General features: G+C 66.1%; 16 protein-coding genes. 8 read left to right on the top strand and 8 right to left on the bottom strand.

What is annotated here, in order from left to right; translation table 11 throughout:
• Positions 1 to 11 precede the first annotated feature (11 nt).
• The 4 genes from fliQ to ROR02_RS02120 all read left to right on the top strand — a co-directional run bounded on the left by fliQ (position 12) and on the right by ROR02_RS02120 (position 5,002).
• The gene (gene fliQ / locus ROR02_RS02135; protein ID WP_170244917.1) at positions 12 to 278 is read left to right on the top strand and encodes a flagellar biosynthesis protein FliQ; all 267 of its coding nucleotides are present in this window, start codon (positions 12 to 14) and stop codon (positions 276 to 278) included.
• A 97-nt stretch (positions 279 to 375) separates the two neighbouring features.
• Positions 376 to 1,137 carry a flagellar biosynthetic protein FliR gene (fliR, locus tag ROR02_RS02130; RefSeq protein WP_147162360.1) on the top strand — a complete coding sequence of 254 codons (762 nt, stop codon included), beginning with the start codon at positions 376 to 378 and terminating at the stop codon, positions 1,135 to 1,137.
• A 233-nt stretch (positions 1,138 to 1,370) separates the two neighbouring features.
• Positions 1,371 to 2,462, top strand: a complete 1,092-nt coding sequence (flhB, locus tag ROR02_RS02125; RefSeq protein WP_147162359.1) for a flagellar biosynthesis protein FlhB — start codon at positions 1,371 to 1,373, stop codon at positions 2,460 to 2,462.
• Positions 2,459 to 5,002, top strand: coding sequence for a hybrid sensor histidine kinase/response regulator (locus tag ROR02_RS02120; RefSeq protein WP_147162358.1), 2,544 nt, complete (start codon positions 2,459 to 2,461; stop codon positions 5,000 to 5,002). Before flhB ends, ROR02_RS02120 begins: the two co-directional genes overlap by 4 nt.
• A gap of 36 nt (positions 5,003 to 5,038) precedes the next feature.
• On the opposite strand, the gene ROR02_RS02115 is transcribed toward ROR02_RS02120, so the two are convergent.
• The 3 genes from ROR02_RS02115 to ehuB are packed head-to-tail and all read right to left on the bottom strand — an operon-like array spanning position 5,039 to position 11,852.
• Positions 5,039 to 6,082, bottom strand: coding sequence for a response regulator (locus ROR02_RS02115; protein WP_147162357.1), 1,044 nt, complete (start codon positions 6,080 to 6,082; stop codon positions 5,039 to 5,041).
• 3 nt (positions 6,083 to 6,085) lie between these two features.
• Positions 6,086 to 10,978 carry a PAS domain S-box protein gene (locus ROR02_RS02110; protein ID WP_147162356.1) on the bottom strand — a complete coding sequence of 1,631 codons (4,893 nt, stop codon included), beginning with the start codon at positions 10,976 to 10,978 and terminating at the stop codon, positions 6,086 to 6,088.
• The gene (gene ehuB, locus ROR02_RS02105; RefSeq protein WP_170244916.1) at positions 10,971 to 11,852 is read right to left on the bottom strand and encodes an ectoine/hydroxyectoine ABC transporter substrate-binding protein EhuB; all 882 of its coding nucleotides are present in this window, start codon (positions 11,850 to 11,852) and stop codon (positions 10,971 to 10,973) included. The genes ROR02_RS02110 and ehuB overlap by 8 nt, the downstream gene beginning before the upstream one ends.
• 622 nt (positions 11,853 to 12,474) lie before the next feature.
• Here ehuB and ROR02_RS02100 point away from each other — a divergent pair.
• The 4 genes from ROR02_RS02100 to ROR02_RS17525 all read left to right on the top strand — a co-directional run bounded on the left by ROR02_RS02100 (position 12,475) and on the right by ROR02_RS17525 (position 17,348).
• Positions 12,475 to 14,598: a PAS domain-containing sensor histidine kinase gene (locus ROR02_RS02100; protein WP_147162354.1), complete on the top strand. Its 2,124-nt coding sequence runs from the start codon at positions 12,475 to 12,477 to the stop codon at positions 14,596 to 14,598.
• Between the two features lie 202 nt (positions 14,599 to 14,800).
• Positions 14,801 to 15,808, top strand: a complete 1,008-nt coding sequence (locus tag ROR02_RS02095) for an OmpA family protein (RefSeq protein WP_147162353.1) — start codon at positions 14,801 to 14,803, stop codon at positions 15,806 to 15,808.
• 254 nt (positions 15,809 to 16,062) lie between these two features.
• On the top strand, positions 16,063 to 17,145 hold the full coding sequence (locus tag ROR02_RS02090) for an AAA family ATPase (protein WP_147162352.1): 1,083 nt from the start codon (positions 16,063 to 16,065) through the stop codon (positions 17,143 to 17,145).
• Positions 17,142 to 17,348 carry a DUF4276 family protein gene (locus ROR02_RS17525; protein ID WP_147162407.1) on the top strand — a complete coding sequence of 69 codons (207 nt, stop codon included), beginning with the start codon at positions 17,142 to 17,144 and terminating at the stop codon, positions 17,346 to 17,348. The genes ROR02_RS02090 and ROR02_RS17525 overlap by 4 nt, the downstream gene beginning before the upstream one ends.
• An 82-nt stretch (positions 17,349 to 17,430) precedes the next feature.
• Here the strand turns inward: ROR02_RS17525 and gyrB are convergent, their stop codons facing one another.
• From gyrB to rpsT, 5 genes are all read right to left on the bottom strand, one after another.
• Positions 17,431 to 19,839 carry a DNA topoisomerase (ATP-hydrolyzing) subunit B gene (gene gyrB / locus ROR02_RS02080; protein WP_147162351.1) on the bottom strand — a complete coding sequence of 803 codons (2,409 nt, stop codon included), beginning with the start codon at positions 19,837 to 19,839 and terminating at the stop codon, positions 17,431 to 17,433.
• 53 nt (positions 19,840 to 19,892) lie between these two features.
• Complete coding sequence (gene recF / locus ROR02_RS02075) at positions 19,893 to 21,050, bottom strand: DNA replication/repair protein RecF (RefSeq protein WP_147162350.1); 1,158 nt, start codon at positions 21,048 to 21,050, stop codon at positions 19,893 to 19,895.
• A gap of 137 nt (positions 21,051 to 21,187) precedes the next feature.
• Entirely contained in the window at positions 21,188 to 22,306 is a 1,119-nt protein-coding gene (dnaN, locus tag ROR02_RS02070; RefSeq protein WP_147162349.1) for a DNA polymerase III subunit beta, read from the bottom strand.
• Positions 22,307 to 22,448: 142 nt separating this feature from the next.
• Positions 22,449 to 23,954 (bottom strand): chromosomal replication initiator protein DnaA, encoded by a 1,506-nt coding sequence (gene dnaA / locus ROR02_RS02065; protein WP_147162348.1) that lies wholly within the window; start codon positions 23,952 to 23,954, stop codon positions 22,449 to 22,451.
• A gap of 703 nt (positions 23,955 to 24,657) precedes the next feature.
• Entirely contained in the window at positions 24,658 to 24,924 is a 267-nt protein-coding gene (gene rpsT / locus ROR02_RS02060) for a 30S ribosomal protein S20 (RefSeq protein ID WP_147162347.1), read from the bottom strand.
• Between the last annotated feature and the right edge of the window lie 207 nt (positions 24,925 to 25,131).

Genomic DNA, 25,131 nt, shown 5'->3' with positions numbered 1-25,131 from the left:
GGGAATGCCGCATGGATGAGGCCATGGTCCTTGATCTGGCGCGCGACGCGATTCAGATGATGCTGATCGTGTCGGGGCCGCCCTTGATGGTGGGCATGGTGATCGGTCTGTTCATCGCCTTGTTTCAGACCCTGACCCAGATCCAGGAAATGACCCTGGTTTTCGTGCCCAAGATTCTGGTGGTGTTCGCGACCTTGCTGATCACGTTGCCCTGGATGGTGCGTCAGCTGACCGAGTTCATGGTCCATCTGATGGACATCGCCACCACGCTGCCGTGATCGTGTTGTTCGGAAGAGGGCGTCTTCGTGGTTTGTCGTGCCTTCACCCCGCCCGTGGGGACGAAACGCAACACGAAAGGCACCAGGAGGGTTCCCGGTGCTTGAGACTCTTCTTGCCCTGAATGCGTTTCATCTTTTGCTGGTTTTTACACGCCTGGGAACCGCGTTCATGCTGTTCCCGGGGTTTTCGGCGGTTTTCGTTTCCGCGAATATCCGCCTGATCCTGGCGGTGGCGCTGAGCGTCGTGTGCCTGCCGGCGGTGCAGGGCACCTTGCCTTCCATGCCCGGATCGATTCCGGCCCTGGTGCTGCTGCTGGCCGCCGAAGCGGGGATTGGCGCCTTCCTGGGACTCATGGCGCAGTTCCTGCTGGTATCGGTCAGCCTGGCCGGGACGGTGATCGGCTTTTCCACCGGTTTGATGATGGCGCAGGCCTTCGATCCCGTGAACGCGCAGCAAAGCGCGATCGTCAGCGGCTTTCTAAGCCAGGCGGCGCTGGTCTTGCTGATGGTCATGGGGCTGCATCATTTGATGATCGAGGCCGTGGTGGGCAGCTATCAGGTGTTCTTGCCCGGGTCCTTCCCCGATACAGGCGACACGTTGCGCCTTTTTACCCAGATGCTGACCGGGGCTTTCCGGATTGGCTGGCAGATCGCCGCGCCTTTTATTGTGTACAGCATTCTGTTTAATACAACCTTGGGGATTCTCGCCCGTCTGATGCCGCAGCTCAACGTTTTGTTCATTGCCATGCCGCTTCAGATCATGGCGGGTCTGGGCTTGCTGATGACGGCGGGGCCGCTCATTCTGACCACGTTTCTGGGTGAACTTGAACGCGGCTTGCGCCCGCTGGCCATTCCCTAGAGCCTGTGCGCTTCACGTTGACGCGCGCAGACTCCGGATCCCTTTGTTTGAGGTTGCCCGGGAAAAGCGGTGCTCCTGCTTTTTGTTCTGACGCCCGATTTTTCCGGAAAGAGGTTTTTGCTTTTCGGGTTTCGCGCTAGGGCCGACTCGACGCCAGGGGATGGGGCGCGGATCAGGCAGGCGCCCACTGGCGGCGACCGTCGCGGCGCCGCTCCAATCCGGGATGCGCCGCCATGGCCGATGAAGACAAGGACTCCAAAACCGAGGACCCGACCAGCCGTCGCCTGGGCCAGGCGCGCGAGGACGGGAACGTGCCCCAGTCGATCGAGGTCAAGAACTTCGCGATGCTGGGCGGCGCCCTGGTCATGGTGGCCGCGCTGGCGCCGTGGATGGCCGATGGCGTGGTTCAGAATATCCGCCCCTATCTTGAACGCCCCCATGCCATGACCGTCGACATCGATGGCTTGCAGGAGATCGGGGTGGGGCTGGTGCTGGGGATCGGACGTTATCTGATCGTGCCCAGCTTCCTGTTCGTGGTCCTCGCGCTGGTGGCGGCACTGGGGCAGTTTGGCTTGCTGTGGGCGCCCAAGAAATTAACGCCAGATTTCAAAAAAATTAATCCGATCAGCGGGTTTGCCCGCCTCTTCTCGCTGCGTTCCCTGGTTGAGGGGGCAAAGGGAATCTTCAAGGTGGCGATCGTTTCCGCCTTGGTGTGGGTTTTGCTCTCGCCTCATTTGCGCGCGCCGGAAGCCATGATGGACCAGGATATTCTGGTCACCATGCATGATCTGTATGATTTATTGGTTTTATTGCTGTGGGCGGTGTGCATCGTGGTGGCCGTGATTGCCGCCGCCGACTGGACGTATCAAAAGTACCAGTTCAATCAAGACATGAAAATGACCAAGCAGGAGGTCAAGGACGAGCACAAGAACATGGAAGGCGACCCGCAGGTCAAGGGCCGTATTCGGCAGTTGCGGCTTCAACGCTCCCGCGAGCGCATGATGGCCAAGGTGCCGACGGCCAGCGTGGTGATCACCAACCCGACGCACTTCGCGGTGGCGCTGAAATACGATATTGAAACCATGAGCGCGCCGGTCCTGGTGGCCAAGGGTCAGGACCACATCGCGCACAAGATTCGCGAGATCGCCGAGGAGAACGAGGTGCCCATCGTCGAGAATCCCCCGCTGGCACGCGCCCTGTTCGCCGCCGTCGAGCTTGATCGGGAAATTCCTCCCGAGCACTACAAGGCGGTGGCCGAGGTGATCGGCTACGTGATGCGCCTGAAGCAAAGCGGTCTTTCCGGGAGCGGCAGGATGGCGCCATGAGCGAGGGGGGCCTGGCACGCGAACCCGTGTTGTGGGGCGTGGCCCTGGGGCTGGCCGGGGCCATCGCGGCGGGCCTGTGGGCGGCCCTGGGCGATCAGGCCCTGGCCGGATGGGCGGCGGCGGCCTCGGGCGCGGTGGCGTTGGGATCCCTGATGGCGTTGTCGCGCACCTTGGCCATGTGGCGCCAGCGCGCGGCGAGCGGCGAGGACGCGGCGGCCCTCCTGGATGCCGAGGAAGGGCCCCGCCTGCTGACCGATGCCTACGGCGTCCCGCGTCACGCCAACGCCCAGGCCCTGGCACTGTGGGGCGAGACCGGCCCGCTCGCCTGGCTGGAAGAACGGCTGCACGGCGACATGATGGCCCAGGACGCCCTGGACCGCCTGGCCGAGGCGGCGCGCGCCGGGCTGCGCGAGGAAGTGGATCTGCCCTTGATCGATCCCGGCGGGCTGAGTGGCGAGCCCGAATGGATGCGGGTGCTGGTGACGCCGGGCCCGGAACGGCGCACGCGGTTGTGGTCGGCCCGGGATGTCACCGCGCGCCGCGCCATCGACGAAGTTTTGTTGCGCGAGCGCGAGGAACTGGCCGATTTCCTGTTTTTCCTGCCGGCCGGCCTGTATTCGGCCGACACCGAGGGGCGCTTGCGCTACGTGAACCAGGCGTTGGCCCAGTGGCTGGGGCGCGATCCGGAAGCGATGGTGGGCATGGCCCTGCCCGCCCTGACCGACGGCATGCCGCCCGAGCCGGATGGCGCCTGGGCGGGGCGGCTGCGCTTCTTGCCGGTGGGCGATCCCCCGTTCGATGCCGAGGTGCGCCAGTCGACCTACGACGACGCGGGACAGCTGTGGACGCGCTCGGTCGTCGTGCGCCTGCCCGAGGGGGAAGGCGAGGGAACGGGCGCGGGCGAGGGAGAAGGCCGCCGCCGCCGGCCGTGGCTGTTCGAGGACGCGCCGGTGGGGATCGCGCTCACCGACCCGGAAGGCGCGATCACCGAGTGCAACACCTCGTTCCTGGCCATGGTCGGGCGCGAGCGCGACACGGTGCTGGACCAGCCGCTGGCGGCCCTGGCCTCGCGCGAGGATCGGGCGGAACTGGCGGCCCAGATTGCCCGCGTGCTGCAAGGCCAGGTGGGGCGCACGCAAACCGATGTCCGCCTGATCCGGGGCGAGCGCGAGGCGTCGGTGGCCATGTTCCTGTCGGCGATGACCGGCCGGCCCGGCGATCCGCCGGACGGGGTCGTCGCCCATCTGATCGACACCACCGAGCAAAAGAACCTGGAACAGCAGTTCGCCCAGGCCCAGAAGATGCAGGCCATGGGGCAGCTGGCCGGAGGCGTGGCCCACGATTTCAATAACCTGCTCACGGCCATGATCGGATTCTCCGATCTTTTGTTGCAGCGCCACGGCATTGGCGATCCCAGCTTCGCCGACCTGATGCAAATCCGCCAGAACGCCAACCGGGCCGCCAACCTGGTGCGCCAGTTGCTGGCGTTCTCGCGGCGCCAGCCGCTGCGCCCGCGCCTGCTGAACGTCACCGATGCGCTATCGGAGCTGTCGCATTTGCTGCGCCGCCTGCTGGGCGAGCGGGTGACGCTGCGCCTGGCCCACGGGCGCGAGCCCGGCTACATCCGGGTCGATCCCGGCCAGTTCGATCAGGTGATCATCAACCTGGCGGTCAACGCCCGCGACGCCATGCCCCAGGGGGGAACCCTGACCATCACCACCCGGCACGAAGTGGCGGAAAGCCCGGTCAATCACGGCACCGAGGCGGTTCCTCCGGGGGATTACGTGATCATCGAGGTTTCCGACACCGGCGCGGGGATCAGCCGGGAGCATCTGGGCCGGTTGTTCGAGCCCTTTTTTACCACCAAGTCCGAGGGCACGGCGGGGGCGGGCACCGGGTTGGGGCTTTCAACGGTGTACGGGATCGTGCGCCAGACCGAGGGATACATTTTCGTCGAATCGACCCTGGGGGAGGGGGCCACCTTCACCATCTGCCTGCCTCGTCACGAAGCCCCGGCGGAGGAAGCGCCTCCCCGACGCGACGCCGGACGGGAGTCGGCCCCGCTGCCGACCGGAGACGCGGGGGCGGTCCCGGGCACGGCCGACGCCAGCGCCCGCGCGACCGGGGCCGGCCGCCGCTCCGGCGGCGACGAAGACGAGGAAGCCCGCGACCTGTCGGGGCGCGAAACCATTTTGCTGGTCGAGGACGAGGACGCCGTGCGGGTGTTCGGGGCCCGGGCCCTGCGCAACAAGGGCTACACGGTGCTGGAAGCGCGCACGGGCGAGGGCGCCTTGGATGTGCTGGCCGACGGGGTGCGCATTGACCTGCTGATCACCGACATGGTGATGCCCGGCATGGATGGCGCCACCTTGGCCCAGCGGGTGCGCGCCGAACGGCCGGACCTGCGCATCATCCTGATTTCGGGCTATTCCGAGGACGTGATCCGGGGCGACGTGGTGAGCCAACCCGACACCTATTTCCTGCCCAAGCCGTTCAGCTTGAAGGCGCTGGCCGAAAAGGTGCGCGAGGTGCTGGCGTGAAAACGGGGAAGCGCTCCGCCGACCCGGAGCACTTGGTCAGGCCGGGGCCGTCGCGGCGGGAGGGGACGGAACATGCCACGCGGGACCGGCGGCGGCGTGTTCGCGGGCGTCCCATTCGGTCTTGATCGCGAGAATGCGCGGCAGGCCATCCAGGAACGCGTCGACCAGACGGGCTTCCAGATGGGCCCCGGCATCGTGGCGCAAGGTGGCCACCACCTGGGCGAGCGGCCAGGGCGCCTTGTAGGGCCGGCGCATCGACAAGGCGTCGAAGACGTCGGCCACGGCGACGATGCGCGCGGATTCGGGGATGGCGGTGCCAGCCAGGCCGTTGGGGTACCCCCGGCCGTCCCAGCGCTCATGATGGTTGAGGGCGATTTCCGCCGCCAGCTTGAACACCGGGGCGTCGCTGCCGGCCAGGATGTCGTGGCCGATGGTGGAATGGGTTTTCATGACCTCCCATTCCTCGGGCGTCAGGGGGCCGGGTTTTTTCAAGATGGCGTCGGGAATGCCGACCTTGCCCGTGTCGTGCATGGGCGCCGCCATTTCGATCAGGTCGCAGCGCTCCTCGGACCAGCCCATCAGCCCCGCCAGGGCCCGGCTGTAGGCGGCCATGCGCCAGATGTGCACCCCCGTGTCCTCGTCGTTGTAGTGGCCGGCCTTGCCCAGCATGAAAACGGCGTCGCGGTAGCTGTTTTCCAGCATGTTGACGCGGACCAGCGAAAGGTGGTTGGCGATGCGCGCGCGCACGATGGGGGGGGAAACCGGCTTGGTCAGGTAATCAACGCCGCCGGCTTCGAACCCGGCTTCCTCGTCGCCCACGTCGGCCATGTTGGTCACGAACAAGACGGGAATGTCCGAGGTCACGGGATTGTTCTTCAAGCGCCGGCAGACCTCGTATCCGTTGAGATCGGGCATCTGGACGTCGAGCAGGATCAGGCTGGGCGCGTGGCGGGTCACGGCGCGCAAGGCGCCTTCGCCGCTGGTGGCGAACACCACGTCGTAGGATTCCTGCAACGTCTGCCGAAGCAAGGCGAGATTCAAGGGATCGTCATCGACGCAAAGAATCGGGCCACCACGCATGGGTCATTCTCCATCCGTCCGTGTGTCCGTGGGGGACGCCGCCGGCGCAACCGCCGAGTCCCGCAGCCAGTCGCGCAACGAGCGGATCAGGGCTTCGGCGGCGCGAAAATCAAAGGCATCGATGCGTTCGCGGGCGGGGGCCAGCAACTCGGCCGGGACCAGCGTGGCCAGGGCGCCCAGGATGGGTTCGGCCTCGCCCGGCCGGTCGCGGTCAAGGGCGTTCAGCAAGGCCTCAAGGGTCGGCAAGGCGGCCGGGATATCGGTGGTGAGGGGGCCCTGGGGGAGGGAGGTGGGCAAACCGGTTTCGTGGGTGATGGCCATCAAGCTGTCGTCAAGGGCCGTGGCGAGGGCGCGCGTCAGGTCGTCGACGGGGGCGGTCGGGGAGCCCTCTTCCCGGGCCCAGCGGGCCAGGGCGCCGGCCAGTCCTTCCACCCGGGCCAGGGCCAGGGCACCGGCCGCGCCCTTCAGCTTGTGGGCCAGGGTGCCCGCGGTCGTTTTATCTCCGGCGTCCACGGCGTCGCGCAGCCGTTCGCCCGCGCCGTCGTAGTCCTGGGCGAAGCGCCGCAAGGCCTTGTGGTAGCGCGCGGTGTCGCCCCAGACCCCCCGCCCGCGCCGTGGATCCAGGACCGGGAGGCGGCGGGGATCGGCGGGCGGAGGCGGGGGCGGAGGCGGAGGAAGGGAGGGGGTGTCCAGGGGGCTGGCATCGCGCACCGCGTTGATCAACTCGTCGATTTCAAAGGGTTTGGCGACGAACCCGCTCATGCCCACGGCAAGGGCGGCCTCGCGCTCGCTTTTCAAGGCGCCGGCACTGACCGCGATCACGGGAATGGTTTCCAGGCCGGGCATGGCGCGCAGGCGTCTCGTGGTTTCGCAGCCGTCCATGTCGGGCATCTGGACATCCATCAGCACGACATCGAACGGGGCGTTGGTGGCGCGCAGAAGATCCAGGGCCTCTTGTCCATGGCTTGCGACGCAAACCGTGGCGCCTTCGTTCGACAAGATCAGTTCGGCCATTTCCAGGTTGATCTCGCTGTCGTCAACCACGAGGACGCGCTTGCCCGACAGGCGGGGCGTCCCCTTCGGGGCGGGAACCGGGAGCCTGAGCTGTGTCTTGTCGCGGCGGTTTTCGGCCGCGTGCACCGCGTCGGCCAGGGCCGAGGCCGTCACGGGCTTGGTCAGGATGACGTCGGCCACGTCGGCGTCGGGGTGACGCTTCAGGTCGTCGCGGCTGTAGGCGCTGATCATGACGATCAGGGGTTTCTGTCCGGCGGTCTCCTGTTCCAGGGCCGTGCGAATGGCCTTGCCGGCCTTCAGGCCGTCGAGCCCGGGCATCTGCCAGTCCAGCAGCAAGACGTCGAAGGGGGTGCCCTCGTGCGCGCGGGTCAGGGCCCGGGTCACCGCTTCTTCCCCCGAGGCCACGGGCTCGGCGGTCCATCCCAGATTCAAGGCGGTGGCCGACAAAACCGCCCGGGCGTCGGCGTGATCGTCGGCGATCAGCAGGTGCCGGTGCCCCAGGAGAGAGACGAAGGCGTCGGGTTGATCACACGTGTTGAACGGCAGGTCGACAATGAACGTGCTGCCCCGGCCCGGGGTGCTTTCAACGGCAATGGTGCCGCCCATCAGGTCGACGAGGCGCTTGCAGATGCTCAGGCCCAGCCCCGATCCGCCATAGCGCCGCGTGGTCGAGCTGTCCGCCTGCTCGAACGCCGAGAAGATGGCCTGCTGCTTGTCGGGGGCGATCCCGATGCCACTGTCGCTTACCATGAAGCGGAGGTGGACACGCGAAGAGGTGTTTTCAAGGCAGGCAACGGTGAGCGAGACAAACCCGTGCTCGGTGAACTTCAAGGCGTTGCACACCAGATTGGTCAAGACCTGTTCCACGCGCAGCGCGTCGCCTTCCAGGCCCTGGACATCGGGGGGCGCGGGGCCCACCAGCAGTTCGATCGGTTTGTTCTCGGCGGCGCTGGCCATCACGGTGGCCACGTGCTCCAGCACGTCGTTCAAAAGGAAGGGCACGTTCTCGATGGCAACGCGTCCGGCCTCGATGCGGGAAAAATCCAGGATATCGTTGAGAATGGTCATCAGGGACTGACCGGCGCGGCGCAGCTTGCGCACCAGCTCGTGCTCGGAGGCCCCGAGCGGGGCCCGGTCCAGAAGGCTGGCGAACCCCAGGATGACGTTCATGGGGGTGCGGATTTCGTGGCTCATGTTGGCCAGGAATTCGCTGCGGACCTGGGCCAGGCGTTCGGCTTCCACGCGCGCGGCGTCGGCCAGGCGTTCGGCTTCCTTGATCGAGGTAATGTCATCAATCACGGAGAGAAAGCCCCGGACCTCTCCATTCATCATGTCGGGAATGAGGCTCTGGCGGGCGTAGCGCACGGAGGACCCGTCGGGGGAGGAAAAGACCTGCTCGAAGGTCTGCGCGACGCCCCGCAAGACACCCTTCACGTAAGGTTCCTTGCGCTGGAAGCGTTTTTCTCCGATCACCTCGCGCATGTGCCGGCCGGGAATGGTGGCCGGGTCAATGCCGAACCATGTCAGGTAGGCGTGGTTGGCGAAGCGGTTGGTAAGGTCGGTGTTCCAGTAGCCTACCGTCGCGGGCAGGGTATCGAGCACGTTTTGCAAGACCGTGCGGGTCCGCTGCAGCGAGTCTTCCATGGCCTTCAGCGGACTGATGTCCATGAAGCTGAGGACGGCGCCGCTGAGGACCGCGCCGTCGCGAATGGGATGCGAGGCGCACAGCACCGGAATCGGGCGGCCGTCGCTGGTCCAGAACACATCCTCGCGGTTTTCAACGGCGACGCCGGCCCGCAGGTCGGCCAGCAAGGCGCAGTTCTCGGGCTGGCAGGGGGCGCCGTTTCCAGGGGGGGAATGGATCAACGCGTGGATCGACTGGCCAAGGGCCTGGGCCGGCGTCAGGGCCAGCATCTCGCAGGCAATGGGGTTGATGAAGGTCACGGAGCCGTCGGGGGCGATGCCACACAGGCCATCGGCGGTGGAGTCCAGCAGCAGGCGGGCCTGGGCCTCGGCGGCGATCAGCTCGCGGGTGCGCTCGCTGACCAGGGCTTCCAGATGCTGGCGGTGGCGTTCCAGCTCGGCCTCGGCGCGCCGGCGTTCGGTGACATCCAGGGCGATCGCCCCAATGAACCAGGCGTTGCTGGCGTCTTGGAACGGGAACTTGATCGTGCGCCAGTCGCTGAAGGTTCCGTCGGGGTTGGGGGTGCGCTCGTCCACCTCGATGGGGCGGCGCAGCTCGACGACCATCTGGTCGGAGGCGGACAGGGCCTCGGCCACGTCGGGGGGGAAAAGATCCTTGTTGGTCTGTCCCAGCCAGTCGGCCGGGCCCTTGCCCGTGCGCTGGGTGAAACGCCGGCTGAGGTACAGGTGGCGCCCGCTCAAATCCTTGATCCAGGCCACGGTGGGACTGTTGTCCATGAACAGCTGGAAGCGCTTTTCGCTGGTGCGCAGGGCGTTTTCCGCCTTTTTGCGTTCTGTGATGTCGGAAAGGCTCAAAATCCCGATGATCGGCAGACCGTCCGGATCCGAGACCAGGCATCCGCCACAGCTGAAGGTTTTTTCCCAAAGGCCATCGCGGCGCCGGCTGGTAATCTCGAAATCGCGAAGATTTTCCCCGCGCAGGACCCGCATGATCGGCCACTGCGAAAATTCCAGCAAAACCCCGTCGGCATCGGTGAGTTCATAGTGTTCATGGAACTGGGCCAGCGAGCCCTGGGGGGCGCGCTGGCCCGTGAACCCGTGCATGACCATCGCGGCCCGGTTCCAGGACAGGAATTCCCCGGCGGGCGAAAACAAGATCAGGCCTTCGTTCAGGTTTTCGATGATGCCTTGAAGCTGGGCCTCGCGGTCGCGCATCTGCCGTTCGGCCATCTTGCGCTCGGTGATGTCGCGCGCGATCCCGAAGACTCCGGCCAGGCGGCCGCGATTGTCGTGAATGGGCCCCTTGGTGGTCCACAAAATCCGTTCCGTGCCATCGGGGCGGGACAACGCGGTTTCAAAGCTGCACACACGGCCGGCCGCGAAGACCACCTCGTCCGAGTGCCGGATCTGGGTCAGAACCTCGGGAGAGACGACCTCCTCGTCCGTGCGTCCGAGCATGTCGGCGGAGGTGCGTCCGATCATGGTGGCGACGGTCTCGTTGACCATCAGGTACCGCCCCTCGGTGTCGCGCACGAAAACCCCGTCGGTGGTGGTTTCCAGAAGGGCGCGGATCATGTCCTGCTGGTGGTTGAGGGCATTTTGAATCCGGTGCGCGCGCAACGCCAAGGTCACGGCGGTCACCAGGAACAGGCTCCACAAGGCCAGGGCCACTTCCAGTTCGTGGCGGCGGGTTTCCACGTCGTGGGCCAGGTTGGCAAGCAACTGGTCGCTCAGATGGTTGGCCAGGCGGTCCGCCTCGTAATACTGCTGAAGCAGGGAAAGGCGGGTGTTCTGATCAAGGGTGTCTTGCCGGACGACGGCCCGGATCGTCTGATCAAACTGGGCCAGGGCGTCCTGATAGGCCTTGAGATCCTCAAGCAGGCTGTCGGGGGGAGGGGTGCTTTGTCTTCCCTCCAGGGTGGTTTTGCCTTCTATCGCGTCCTTGAGATGCAGGGCTGATTTTTCCAGAAGGGACAAGGTCGCTCCGGAAAGCTCCTGGGAGTCCCGACGCTGGGACCCTTCGCGAATCTGAAGCAGCAAGGCCTGGGTGGCGGCACCCTGGGACTGGTGGATGCTGTCGGCCAGCGGCGCGAAGGTCGTGTAGGAGCGGTGCCAGATTTGATGCGCCCATCCCAGGAAAAGACCGGACGACACCACGATCACCCCCAGCAGGGCGGTGATGAACGCGTTGGGACGCATGTCCCATCGCGAACGGGGGGAGGAGGGCGGGTCACTCATGCGTATCGTCCTGCCCGGGAGACGAGGAGGGCTCCGGGGACTCGGGGAAAGACTCCGGGGACTCGGGGAAAAGCAGGGAATCGGCAAAGCCGAAAGGAGCAACCAGGCGCTGGTGCGCGGGAGTGCCTCGAAATTCCAAAAGAAACTGATCGAAGTGCTGGCGCAGCAGCTCGTCCTTTGGGCGAAAGGCGAAAGCCGTGCATCCGGCGGGTTTGCTCTCGCCGGAGAACGGCCGGGCCCGTTCGACCTGGGGGTGGGTATTCGCCATGTGCTGGATGGTGGGACCGGTCAGGGCCAGGGCGTCGGCGGCCCCGTGAAGGACACCGGCAAGGGCAAGGTCCGCGTCGGGGAAACGCAACAGACGCTCGGAAGGCACGCCACTGGCGAGGGCGTCGTTTTCCTCGACCGCGCCGCTGACCACCGCAAGGCGGGCGTTGGAAGAGGCGGCGATGTCGGCGAGGCTGTGGAGAGCCAAGGGGTTGCCCGCGCGCACCAGCAACGCGGCCACCACGCACGACGAGGGCGGGCTGAACGCCACCACACGGGCGCGATCCGGGCGGATGAACAGGCCCGACGCAATCAGGTCGAAGCGTCCGGTCAGGAGATCGGGGATCAGGTCGCCGAACGATGTCTGGACCCAGTCAACATGCAAGACGCCAAGGCGATCCAGCACGACCCGCGCCACTTCGGGGCTTTCCCCGGTGACCCGGCCCGTCTCGTCCCGATAGGCGAAGGGAGGCTCCCAGGCATAGCCCACCCGAATGGTGCCGGTGCGGGCGATCCGGTCCCAGGTTCTCTCGGGCGCGCCGGGAGCCCAGTACAAGGTTGCTCCGACGGCAAGGGTCAGAGCCAGCCCAAGGGCGAGGAGAACCAACCACTGTCCTCTCACTGCAAGGCCCTCCCTGGGCTTGGCGTGGTCGAAGCATCCTGGGGAGTGACGCGCCAGAGGACGAGACGATTCCGGCCGGCTTCCGCCATTCCCGTTCTTGGCGCCCTCCGGCCCCTCCCTTCTTTGCGTGCCCTCCGGTCACCGTGGCCTCTCCCACTTTATGACTCGCGCGAGAGCAACCCATCAGAGCGATAAGGGGGGGCTCCCTTCAGGCCCTCGGCGCCGGAAATCGATTTCGTTACGTGGACAAAAGGATGGGTTTGGTCATTTGACACCGCCCTTCCAAAGAGTGCAACCTAAATCCGAGGTGTCGAAAATGTTAGGGGGAGGGTTCCGGTAAGGGCAATACTATCAAAAGGCATAACGCCCCTAACATGCCCCTTCTACGCACTCGGGCAGTCGCGGCGGGTGGTCTTGGGATGAGGGTTGTCCACTCTCAAAAATAACCACTTTAGTGGAATGGGGCGCGTGCCATGAAAACTAAAACGACGAAAGCAGATGTCGTCAGGTCTGCCCTGTCGGGGTAGTCTTGGTATTCTTTCGTGCTTTTCTTTAGAACCGCAAGAGTTGGTTCGCGTGTCTCTAAAGCTGCCTAAAGGGGGGCGCGGTGTCGATCAAAGGGGCGATCAAGGGCCTGCTCGCGACCCTGGCAAGTGGTTGCCTCGCGGCCGCCGTGGGCGGCATCGTGGTTTACGCGCACGGTTTTTCGGCGCTTGCGTCACTGCGCGACGGCCCCTTGCCTCCCGTCCAGCAGACCCGGCTGTTCGCCGACCTGGCGGCCGCTCTGGATGGCCTGGGGGTGATTCTGGCCTTGCTCATCGTGCTGGTGGCCGGCGGCTCGATGGCCTGGGTCTTCCTGGCCGGGCGGTTCATCGCGGGGCCCCTTGCCGCCTTGCGTCAGGCCCTGGGCGACCACGCGGCCAGTCTGGGCGTGCACCTCCCGAGGGAGGAGGCCGAGGACCCCTGGACCCCCGAAGGGCTGGGCACCACCTTGCGGGGATTGCTGGAACTGGTCGCCTCGCGCGAGGCCGACCTGGTGGCCAGCGAGGCGCATCTGGCGGCGGTGATTGATGCCATTCCGGTCGGGATCCTGGCCGTGGAGTCGACGGGATACATCCGTTCCGACAATCTGGCCGCCCGACTGCTGTTCGGACAGACGGACCCCCTGGTCGGCAAGAACCTGTCGGCGCTGATCGCGCCGCCGGTTCACCCGGGGATCCCCGGCCGGGGCAAGGACACCGCCTTGGACATGGTCACGCGGGCGGCCCAGACCCACGAAACCCTGGCGGTTCACTGCTGGCGCGATCCCAGCTTGTTTCCGGCCGACGTCACCGCGCGCACGGTATCGCGTGGCGGATCCCTGACCACCGTGGTCACCGTGCACGAAACCACCGAACGGCGCCGCGCCGAGGCCGAGCGCGCCCATCATCGCGCCCTGGTCAGTGCCGCTCTTGAGGCCAGCACCGACGGTTTCCTGGTGGTTGACCTGGACGGCGTGGTGATTTCCTGGAACCGGCGCTATTACGACCTGCTGGGTCTCGATTCGGATGTCGTGCCCCGCCTGCCGCAAGCCCAGCGCTACGAGCGCGTGCGTGCGGTCATGGCGGATCCCGACGCCTTCCATGCCCTGTACGACCGTCTGGTCAACGACCCCGCCACCACGGTGGTGGAAACCATGCACCTGGCCGGCGGCCGGCGTCTCGACGTCTTCACCGGCCCCTTCCGGGTGGATGGGGTTGTCGCGGGGCGTTTGTGGACCGAGCGCGACATCACCGAGCGCGAACGGGTCCAGGCCGACATGGCCCGCGCCAAGGAAGAGGCGGAAAACGCCCTGGCCGAGCTGAAGGAAACCCAGGCCCATCTGGTGGAAGCCGAGAAAATGGCCTCGCTGGGGCAACTGGTCGCCGGTATCGCCCACGAGATCAATACGCCGATCGGCATCGCCGTCACCGCCGCGTCGCATATCGCCGACGAGGCCCGGGAGCTTGCCGTGGCGGTCAAGGCGAATCTTCTGCGGCGCTCGACGTTCGAGTCGTTCCTGGAAACCGTGCACGACAGCGCAACCGTTTTGCTGTCCAACGTCCGCCGCGCGGCGGAGCTGATTCAAAGTTTCAAGCAGGTTGCCGTCGACCAGACCAGCGACGAGCGCCGTTTGTTCGATCTGGCCACCTACACGCAAGAAGTCCTGCTCAGCCTCGGCCCCTCCCTGCGCAAGGCCCCGCAGCGGGTCGAAGTGGATATCCCCCCGGACCTGATGCTCGACAGCTATCCGGGGGCGATGGCCCGCGTCCTCGCGAATCTTGTCCTGAATGCCCTGATGCATGCCTTCCCCGGACTCCCCGCCGCCGGCACCCGGGATGACACGCCCGACGCTCCCCGTGAAGCGGTCGGCTTTCCCGGCTGCCTGTACCTGTCGGCGCGGTCCCTGGACGACGAGCGCGTCGAGATGCGCGTGGCCGACAATGGCGTGGGCATGACCGCCGAGGTGCGCAGGCGGGCGTTCGATCCTTTTTTCACCACCCGGCGGGGGCAGGGCGGATCGGGTCTGGGGCTGCATATCGTCTATAATCTGGTCACGCGCACCTTGGGCGGGCGGATCGAAATCGACAGCGCGCCCGGTCAGGGCACCTGCTTTGTCCTGACCTTGCCCCGCCGGGCGCCAGAAGTCCCGGTGGCGGCGCCATCACAGTGTGACGCTTCGGGCACACTTGGGGGAGATTCAACCGTCTGATCGCCCTTCGGCCTTGCTTCGAGTGCCTCAAGACAGGATCTTGAAACGCGAGGCGGGAGCGAAAGGCCTGCAGCGCCAGAAGGGGCTTCGGCGGGCGAGGGCCTTGACGGACGTCCCCGGCGGATCGGATAACACGCCAGGCGGGCATGACACCACGGTCCCGCAAGACGGTTTCACTTTGGGAATATGGGATCCAATTGCCATGACCAAGACCATTTTCCGCGTTGCGCTGGTGGGGGCGATGGCCGCGCTGCCGCTGGCCGCCCAGGCCCAAACGCCGCAGGGTCCGTATGTCGCGCTGCAAGGTGGCGTGAACTTCAACATCGATCGCGAACTGTCGGTTGGCGGCGTTGACGCCGACGTGGAAACCGATCTGGGGTACGCGGCGGGCGGCACGGCCGGTTACGCCTTCGGCGGCGGTCCGCGCGTTGAGTTGGAAGCCACGTGGCGCCGCAACAACATCGACAACATCGGTCCGCTGAGCAACGACGGTGACCTGAGCTCGGTCGCCCTGATGGTCAACGCCCTGTACGACATCCCGACCGGGACCAAGTTCTATCCGTATGTCGGTGCCGGTATCGGCTGGGTCATCGGCATGATGGACAGCGATATCGCCGACGGCACCAGCGGCGCCTTCGGCTACCAGGGCATCGCCGGCGTGGGCTACAACATCACCGACAACGTGGGCATGACCCTGGACTACCGCTTCCTGGGCACCACCGGCATGAAGTTCGATGCCGTGGCCGACCGCGACTCCGACTACGACAACTACCTGAACCACACCGTGATGCTGGGCCTGCGCTACTCGTTCGGCACGCCCGCGCCCAAGCCCGCGCCGATGCCGGTGCAGCCGGTGGTCGAGCAGAAGGTCGTCGAGGTTCCCGAGTCGTACCTGGTCTTCTTCGACTTCGACAGCACCGCGATCACGCCGGAAGCCGCTGGCATCATCAGCACCGCCGCCAGCAACGCCAAGGCCAAGGGCACCTCGACCATCGAAGTGACCGGCCACGCCGACCGTTCCGGCTCGCCCGAGTACAACATGCGTCTGTCGACCCGTCGCGCCGAGTCCGTGATGGCCGAACTGGGCCGCAACGGTATTCCGCGCTCGCAGGTGGCCGTGTTCGCCAAGGGTGAAGCCGACCCGCTGGTCCCGACCCCCGACGGCGTGCGCGAGCCGCAGAATCGCCGCGTGGTCATCATCCTGAAGTAATCCCCGGCTTGAGAGGGAGAGCCGAACGGTTCTCCCTTCCCCGGCACGGTTCAAACCGGCGTCCCACCCTGGGGCGCCGGTTTTTTTTAGGGGCACGGCCCGGGCATGGATTCGGCCCCGCCCGCAGTGAGCGAACGCGCGATCGTCGGTGAGGGCGCGCGGAAAAGGGGATAGGCTCGACGGGGGTCGGAAGGCGTGTTGCCGTGCCTTCGGCCTTCACTATTCGAAAGCGCTTGAAAAGGAGGAACGCCCCCATGACGCCAGACGCTCCTCTGCCCCTTTTGAACGGGCGAATTGTCCGGCTGAGCGTGCACGGTTTTCGAAGCCTGCGGGCGATCGAGGCCTTGGAACTGCCTCGGATTGCCGTGCTGATCGGGGCCAACGGTTCAGGCAAATCCAACGTGATCCGCTTTCTTGAAATGATGAGCTGGATGCTGCGGGATGGAGATTTGCAGGAATTCGTCATGGAAGGAGGCGGGGGAGGCGATCAATTCTTCATGGGGCCCCGGCAGACACCACGAATCCATGCCGAGATTCGGATTGAAACCGATGAAGGCTATCACGAGTATCGCTTTGATCTGACACACCTGTCGGCCCGCGATACGGTGGTAATCAGGAATGAAGCCTATCGGTCCTTCGATAAAACAAAGCAGGCTTCGGCGTCGTGGACAGAGATCGACGGATTCGGCAAAGAATCAACCCTTCCCACTCTTGATTACCCAATTCCAAAGGCCATTTGCCATCTTCTTGGGAACTGTGTGCCCTACCATTTCCATGACACATCGGATCAGGCTGCCATCCGCCTGCGCTGGGATGTCTCCGATTGTGTTCGCTTGCGCTCGGATGGGGGGAACCTGGGGGCGGTGCTGCTGGATCTGCGAGAGAATGATCCCAGACGCTACCAGTTGATCACCCGCCAGATCGGACGGGTTCTTCCGGTTTTCAAGGATTTCGTGTTGGAGCCCATGGCCGGGCGGGTTTGGCTTCGATGGCGGGGGACGCAAGGCGACAAGACCTTCGGCGCGCACCTGACTTCCGACGGATCGTTGCGGCTGTTTTGTCTGATCACGCTTTTGAACCTGCCGCCGGAGCGCCTTCCGGATGTGATGTTGCTTGACGAACCCGAACTCGGCTTGCATCCCCACGCCCTCGCCCTGGTGGCGGAAATGATCAAGCGCGTCGCGGAAGTCCGTCAGATTATCATCGCCACCCAGTCCCCCGCCCTGGTTGACTGCTTTGATCTGGAAAACCTGATCGTGGCCCGGGCCGACAACGGGGAAACCACCTTGCGCCCGCTGGCGCGTGATCAATACCAAAGCTGGCTTGACGAGGAATAGCAGCGGCGTATTCGACACCGGAGGACATCAACGACGGCACGCACACGGCTCCGTCGAAACGGCTGAAAGGGATCTTTCCACCCGGCACGTATTCAAAAGCCGAACACGGTCCCCTGATCGCCGAAGCCATCGGCATCGACCGCATGCGAGCCCGATGCCCGGGGTTCAACGCCTGGGTTACCCATCTTCAAGCCTGGGGATAAAGAGGAACGAGGGGGTCCGGGGAGGCCGCGCCTCCCCGGGCGGGGGTCTTCGGGGGCGGCAGCCCCCGCAAGGCATCCCGCTTTAAACGTCCAGGTTCTTCACGTTCAAGGCGTTGTCCTGGATGAAATCGCGGCGGGGTTCGACCACGTCGCCCATCAGGGTGCTGAACACGTCCTCGGCCTCGTCGATCTGCGACACCTTGACCTGGAGCAGGCGCCGCGCGTTGGGGTCCAGGGTGGTTTCCCACAGCTGTTCCGGGTTCATCTCGCCCAGGCCCTTGTAGCGCTGGATGGAAATGCCGCGCCGGCCGGCGGCGATCACCGCGTTGACCAGCGATACGGGGCCGGTCACGCGGGTGGTTCCTTCCCGGGTGCGCAAGGTGCCGGCCTCGGCGTAGGTGTCGCGCAGTTCGGCGGCCATGGCATCCAGGCGCCGGGCCTCGGTGGAGTGGATCACGGCCGCGTCCAGGGTGTGCACCTCTTCCACGCCGCGCAGCGTGCGCCGGAAAATCAGGCCGCCCTCGTCGGCCAGATGGCCGCTCCAGCCCCGTTCCAGCGGGTCGGTCAGATCGTCGAGGCGCTGGGCAACCCGAGTCGCGGCCTCCTGCGCCCGGGTCGGGTCGGCCAGGATTTCGGGGTGGAAGGCGCCGGCGATCGCCACTTGTTCCAGCAGCATCCAGGGGACCTTGCGGCTCATGCTCATCAGGGCGGCGCGGGCGAGTCGGGCGCGGTCGACCAGATGGCGCAGTTCTCCCACCCCCACCTGGGCCCCGGCTCCGGTCACCAGCACCGCCTCGTCGAGTCCCGAGGCGATCAGGTAATCATCCATTTCGCGGTCGTCCTTCAGGTATTGCTCGGACGTGCCGCGCCGGGCGCGATACAGTGGCGGCTGGGCAATGTACAGGTAGCCCCGCTCCACGATTTCGGGCATCTGGCGGAAGAAGAAGGTAAGCAGCAAGGTGCGGATGTGACTGCCGTCCACGTCGGCGTCGGTCATGATGATGATTTTGTGGTAGCGGGTCTTGTCGATCGCGAAATCATCCTTGCCGATCCCGGTCCCCAGCGCCGCGATCAGGGTGCCGATTTCCGCCGACGACAGCATCTTGTCGAATCGGGCCCGCTCCACGTTCAGGATTTTGCCGCGCAAGGGCAAGATCGCCTGGAAGGCGCGGTCGCGGCCCTGCTTGGCCGAGCCACCGGCCGAGTCGCCCTCCACGATGAACAGTTCCGATTGCGCGGGGTCGCGGTTCTGGCAGTCGGCCAGCTTGCCGGGCAGGCTGGCCATGTCGAGGGCCCCCTTGCGCCGGGTCAGGTCGCGGGCGCGTCGGGCGGCCTCGCGGGCGGCGGCGGCCTCGATCACCTTGCCCACGATCTTGCGCGCTTCTTGCGGGTGTTCCTCCAGCCACTGGTCGACGCGTTCGGAAACGATCTGCTCGACCACCGGGCGCACCTCGGACGACACCAGTTTTTCCTTGGTCTGGCTGGAAAACTTGGGGTCGGGCACCTTGACCGACAGCACGCAGGTGAGGCCCTCGCGCATGTCGTCGCCGCTCAGCGTCACCTTTTCCTTTTTCATCAGGCCGCTGTTCTGGGCGTAGGTGTTGAGGGTGCGGGTCAGGGCGGCGCGAAAGCCCGCCATGTGGGTGCCGCCGTCGCGTTGCGGGATGTTGTTGGTGAAGCACAGCACCGACTCGTGATAGCTGTCGGTCCACTCCATCGACAGGTCCACGGTAATCCCGTCCTTGTCGCCCGTCGCGGTGATCGGGGGCGTGTGCAGCACGGTTTTTGACTTGTCGAGATAGCGCACGAAGGCCTCGATCCCACCTTCGTAGTGGAATTCAAGGCTCCTGGGTTCGGTGCCGCGCCGGTCGATCAACACCAGCCGCACCCCTGAGTTCAGGAAGGCCAGCTCGCGCAGGCGGTGTTCCAGGGTGGCGAAGTCGTATTCGATGTGGGTGAAAATCGTGGGGGAGGCGAAAAAGGTGATCTCGGTGCCGGTGCGGCCGTCCGAGTCGCCGACCACCGCCAGCGGGGCCACCGCCACGCCGTGTTCAAAGCGCAGGGCGTGGGCCTTGCCGTCGCGCCAGACGCGCAGGTCCAGCCAGTCGGACAGGGCGTTGACCACCGACACGCCGACCCCGTGCAGGCCGCCCGACACCTTGTAGGCGTTCTGGTTGAACTTGCCGCCGGCGTGCAGCTGAGTCATCACCACTTCGGCGGCGCTGACGCCCTCGCCCTTGTGGATGTCCACGGGGATGCCACGCCCGTTGTCGCGCACGGTCACCGAACCGTCGCCGTTCAAGATCACTTCTGTTCGGTCGCAATAGCCGGCCAGGGCTTCGTCGATGGCGTTGTCCACCACCTCGTAGACCATGTGGTGCAGGCCCGAGCCGTCGTCGGTGTCGCCGATGTACATGCCCGGGCGTTTGCGAACCGCCTCCAACCCCTTAAGGACGTTGATGGATTCCGAGGTGTAGGCCGTTTGTGTCATGGGGAGTCCGTCTTGTTCCAAAGGCGCGTCCAGCGGGGCCGGCGCGAAGGGACTCAGTGTACCACACCACCCGCTTCCAGGCGCAGAAATTGAGCCGTTTTTTCCCAGGATTCAAATGGTTGGGCGTCGGCGCCGGTGATCCAGGCCTGGGCGCCCAGGCCGGCCACCAGCTCCCCCAGCCCGGCGCGGCGCCGGGCATCCAGGTGGGCGGTGCCTTCGTCGAGAAGCAGGAGGGGAGCCTGGCCGCGCAGCCCGGCCAGCACCCGCGCCAGCGCCAGAATCAGGGCGACCAGCAGCGCCTTCTGCTCGCCGGTCGAGCATCGCGGGGCCGGAATCCCCTGTCCGGCATGGGTGGCCAGAAGGTCGTCGCGATGCGGCCCCTGGGTGGTCTGGCCACTGGCGGCGTCGCGGGCGCGCGAGTGGGCGAACAAGGCGCGCAACCGGTCCTCGGCGGCCAGCGCCGGGCCCCGGGCCAGCCACGTCGCGCAGTCCGAGTGCAAGGCCAGGTGGACCCCGGGAAAGGGGGCGTCGGTGTCGTGCGTCGCGACGGCCAGGCGTTCGATCAGGTCCAGGCGGGCGGCGGTCAGGGCAATGCCATGGCGGGCAAGGCCATCCTCCAGCGCGTCCAGCCACGCGCCCGGCGGCCGGGGCTCGCGCAGCAGGCGCTGGCGTTCGCGCTGGGCCCGGGCATAGGCGGCGGCCCGGCTGGCGTGCGCCGGGTCCAGGGCATTCACCAGGCGGTCGAGAAAACGCCGGCGCGGGGTGGCGCTGCCCCGGAACAGCCCGTCCATGTCGGGGGTCAGCCACAGCACCGCCAGATGGTTGCCCAGCCCCGCCTGCCCGGACAAGGTCCGGCCATCCACCCGCACCACGCGCCGGTCCATCCCCGTGGCCGCGTCGCAGCCGGTGCCGATCTCGGTGAGGGCGCCCCGGCCGACCCGCAGCCGGACCGCGACCCCCCATCCGGGCGCCGGGGGCGCGGCGGGGGTGGGGCGATGGGCCACCTCGGCCAGCGCCGCCCCGCGCAGCCCCCGGCCGGGGGCCAGGAACGACAGGGCTTCAAGAAGATTGGTCTTGCCCGCGCCATTGGGCCCCAGCACCACCACCGGCGCCGGATCCACGCTCAGGCGCAGATGGGCATAGGAGCGAAAGGTGCCAAGGGTCACCTGCTCCACCGCCGTGGCCGGGAAAACCTGAAAAGACCGGTTCATGGCGGGCCTGGAACGGGGCGGGGAAACGAATCGGGCCCTTGGGGCTCCCGAAGGACGCCCCCAGCGTGGAGCGCGGCCCCGGCGTGGGGCGCGGCTCCGGCGTGGGGCGCGGCCCCGGCGTGGGGTGCCGCCCCGCTTCAGACGCGCATGGGCATGAGCACGTACACCGCCGAACCGTCGGCGCCGTCGCGCAGCACCGTGGGCGACGATGAATCGGCAAGGGTCAGGCGTACCGAGTCGCCTTGGATCTGGTCGAGGATATCAAGCAGGTAGCGGGCATTGAACCCGATATCAAGCGGGGCGGCCTCGAACTTGGCTTCGATCTCCTCCAGCGCCGACCCGGCGTCGGGGCTTGAGGCCGACAACGTGAGCAGGCCCGGCGTGGCCGCGACCTTGATGGCGCGGGATTTCTCGGTCGAGATCGCCGCCACCCGGTCCACCGCCTGGGCAAAGGGCTGACGCTCGACCTCCAGGACCTTGTCGTTGTCGGTGGGGATCACCCGTTCGTAGTCGGGGAACTTGCCATCGATCAGCTTCGAGATCAGGCGCACGTCGTCGAAGGCAAAGCGGACCTTGTGCTCCGACAGCGACACCGTGACCGCCATGCCGGTTTCGTCGATCAGCTTGCGCAGCTCGCCCACCGTCTTGCGCGGCAAGATCACGGCCGGCATGCCCGCCGCGCCCTCGGGCAGGGGGGTTTCCACGCAGGCCAGGCGGTGGCCGTCGGTGGCCACCGCGCGCAAGACCGGAACGCCCGCGTTTTCGGTCGCGTGCAGGAAAATCCCGTTCAGGTAATAGCGGGTTTCCTCGGTGGATATGGCGAAGCGGGTGCGGTCGATCAGGCTGCGCAGGTCGGCCGAGGGAATGGCGAAGGTGTGCGAGAACTCGCCCGGGTTCATGACCGGGAAGTCGTCCACCGGCAGGCAGGCCAGCCGGAACCGCGAGCGTCCGGCGCGCAGCACCAGCTGCCCCTCGGTGGCGTCGTGGGTCAGCTCCACCTGGCTGCCGTCGGGCAGCTTGCGCACGATGTCGTAAAGGGTATGGGCCGGCGCGGTGGTCAGGCCGGGGGTCGCGACCTCGGCCCCCAGGGTTTCCACGATTTCCAGGTCCATGTCGGTGGCATTGAGGGCCAGACCCTGGTCCGTGGCGTCCATGCGCAGGTTGGACAGAATGGGGATGGTGTTGCGCCGTTCAACAACGCTTTGCACATGCCCCAGGGACTTCAGGAACGCGGTCCGCTCGATGGTCAGCTTCATGGATGGGCCCGAACCATGCAAGGGGCCCCGCCGCACAGGGCGCGGAGCCGACAGGGATCACCGGGGTGCCAAGCCCCGAAAGGGCCGGTAGTATAGCGATCCCCGTTCTTCGTCCCAAGGGAATTCCTTGTTCTCGGGGACGTTACGACTCCAACATGCGGCGCAGCAGGTCGACATCCTCGGCAAAGGCGGGATCGCCGGCCATCAGTTCCTCGATTTTGCGCACCGCGTGCATGACCGTGGTGTGGTCGCGGCCCCCGAAGTTTCGTCCGATGTCGGGCAGCGACCGGCTGGTGAGCTGCTTGCTCAGGTACATGGCCACCTGACGCGGGCGGGCGATGGCGCGGGCGCGGCGGGCCGAATGCATGTCGGCGAGCCGGATCTTGAAATGCTCGGCGACTTTTTTCTGAATGTCCTCGATGCTGACCCGGCGGTCGTAGGCCCGCACCAGATCGTGCAGAACCTCCTGGGCCGTCTCCACGGTCAAGGTCCGCCCCACCAGCTGGGCATGGGCCACCAGGCGAATCAGGGCGCCCTCGACCTCGCGGCCGTTGGTGGTGACCTTGTGGGCGATGAACTCCAGCACCCGCGAGGGAACCTCCACCCCCATCTGCTCGGCCTTGGACTGCAAGATGCCCAGGCGCAGCTCGTAGGTCGTGGGGTGCAGGTCGGCGACCAGGCCGCAGCCCATGCGCGAGCGCAGGCGCTGGCCGATGTTTTCCAGGTCGCTGGGCGATTTGTCGGCCGACAGCACGATCTGGCTCCCCTGGTCGACCAGGGCATTGAAAGTATGGAAGAATTCTTCCTGGGTGCTTTCCTTGCCACTGATGAACTGGATATCGTCCACCATCAGCACGTCCACGCTGCGGAACTGCTCCTTGAACGACAGCGTGTCTTGCTGGCGCAGGGCCCGGATGAACCGGTGCATGAACTGTTCCGCCGACAGGTAAATGACGCGGCACCCGGCCTGATTCTCGCGCAGTCTGCGGGCGATGGCGTGCATCAGATGGGTTTTGCCCAGGCCCACGCCCCCGTACAGGAACAGGGGGTTGAACGAAACGCCCTCGGTTTCGGCCACGCGCTTGGCGGCGGCGTAGGCGAACTCGTTGGGCTTGCCGACCACGAAGTTGTCGAAGGTAAAGCGCGGGTCAAGCGGGGCCGACAGGCCATCGTCGGCGGCCTCGCGGGTCGACGCGGCCGGGGCGGCCGCCGGAGTCGGGGCCGGTTCGATCCGCGTGGTCTGGGGCGCGGGGGCCGCCGGCATGGCGCGTGTTTCATCGCTGGTCGCGGCGCGCGCGGTCCGTCCGGCGCGCGCGCGCGTGGCCGGAGCGGGCAGGGGAGCCGGCGGCGGCGCCGGGGGCGCGGCCGGGCGGGGCGCGCCGGATTCGACCACGAAATCGACAATGCGCACGCTGGGATCGATCTCGGACCACAAGGAGCGAATCCGGTCGCCGTAATGGGTCATCACCCAGTCGCGCATGAAGCGGGTGGGCACGCCCAGGCGCACCGACCCCGCCCCGATTTGGGACAGGGTCAGGGGCTGGACCCAGGTGCGGAACGCGGCCTCGCCGAATTCGCGCTTCAACTGCCCCCGAACCCGATCCCAACGGACCAGTGCCGACCCGTCGCGTCCCGACGTCCCGTCCATTCCCCAACTCCACTTCCAGGCGTCCTGCCCCGGTTCGCTTCCAGGAGACCGCCCCCCGGACGTCGCCCATGCCCCGGGAGGGCGGGCAATCCTTCATAACGAGGTTAATATCTCGTTAATATGGGAACCGTGTCAATGATCACAGGACTTTCTCGTTTGCTTCAAAGAAGACGATAAGACGAAATCACTAAAAACCGCATAACCGCACTCCAGTAGACTCTGGGGAGTGAGTTTGAAACCTTGTATTTAGTCGAAATGAGAGTCGCCCGAGTCTCCGGGGCCTGGAATGAGCCATCCGGCACAGGACCAGTAGCGACCTCTGACAAAGGGTATGATCCCCCTGGGGCTAATACAACAAGATCGAATAGGGAACGGGGAAAATTTCGGGCGTTGACACCATATTTGGTATCTTTGCCGTCCTCATAGCCCATAAACCGCTAAATAATGCGTATTCCGGGGGCGTTGGACGGGGTTCTTGAACCGGAGTCTGGCATGGCCCTGCTGACGGACTCGTTGGCAACCATAGGGTGTTCCCGGGCTTCTCGCTGAAGGCGTGTGGAGCCAAAAAAACCCGCCGGCGCGGCCGCCGGGCGGGGAGGGCACTCATCGAGCATGGCAAAAAACAAAAGGGGGCCATCGCCCCCTTTTTGGATCAAGCAGGGTCGCCAGGGACCGCCGCGACCGCCAGGCGGCCGCGGGAGTGTCAGGCGCCCAGAGCCTTCACACGGGCCGACAGGCGCGAGATCTTGCGCGACGCCGTGTTCTTGTGCAGCACGCCACGGGTGACGCCGCGGTGCAGCTCGGGCACGGCCGTCTGGAAAGCAGCCTGAGCCGCCGCGCTGTCGCCGCTCGCGATCGCCGCTTCAACCTTCTTGACGAAGGTCCGGATGCGCCCGAGTCGGGCATGGTTAATCGTGGCGCGGCTGGCATTCCGGCGAATGCGCTTCTCCGCCGACTTGTGGTTGGCCATTCCCTGCTCCGCATGGTGTGGTCAATGAAAAGGGGCACTCTCCACCCAGGACGATTCCGGCCCAGGGAGTGCACAGAAGACATGCCTTATAGGCGTTCCCCCCTCGGGCGTCAAGCGTGCCTTGCGTGGCGCTCAGGGCAGTCGGGTGAAGCCCTGGATGTCCTTGGAAGAGGGTTCCCCAACGCCGCGACGGCGGCGCGCGGCCTT

Source organism: Pararhodospirillum oryzae, from assembly GCF_007992075.1.
GTDB classification, from domain to species: domain Bacteria; phylum Pseudomonadota; class Alphaproteobacteria; order Rhodospirillales; family Rhodospirillaceae; genus Pararhodospirillum; species Pararhodospirillum oryzae.
This window is presented reverse-complemented; position numbering and strand designations above follow the sequence as displayed.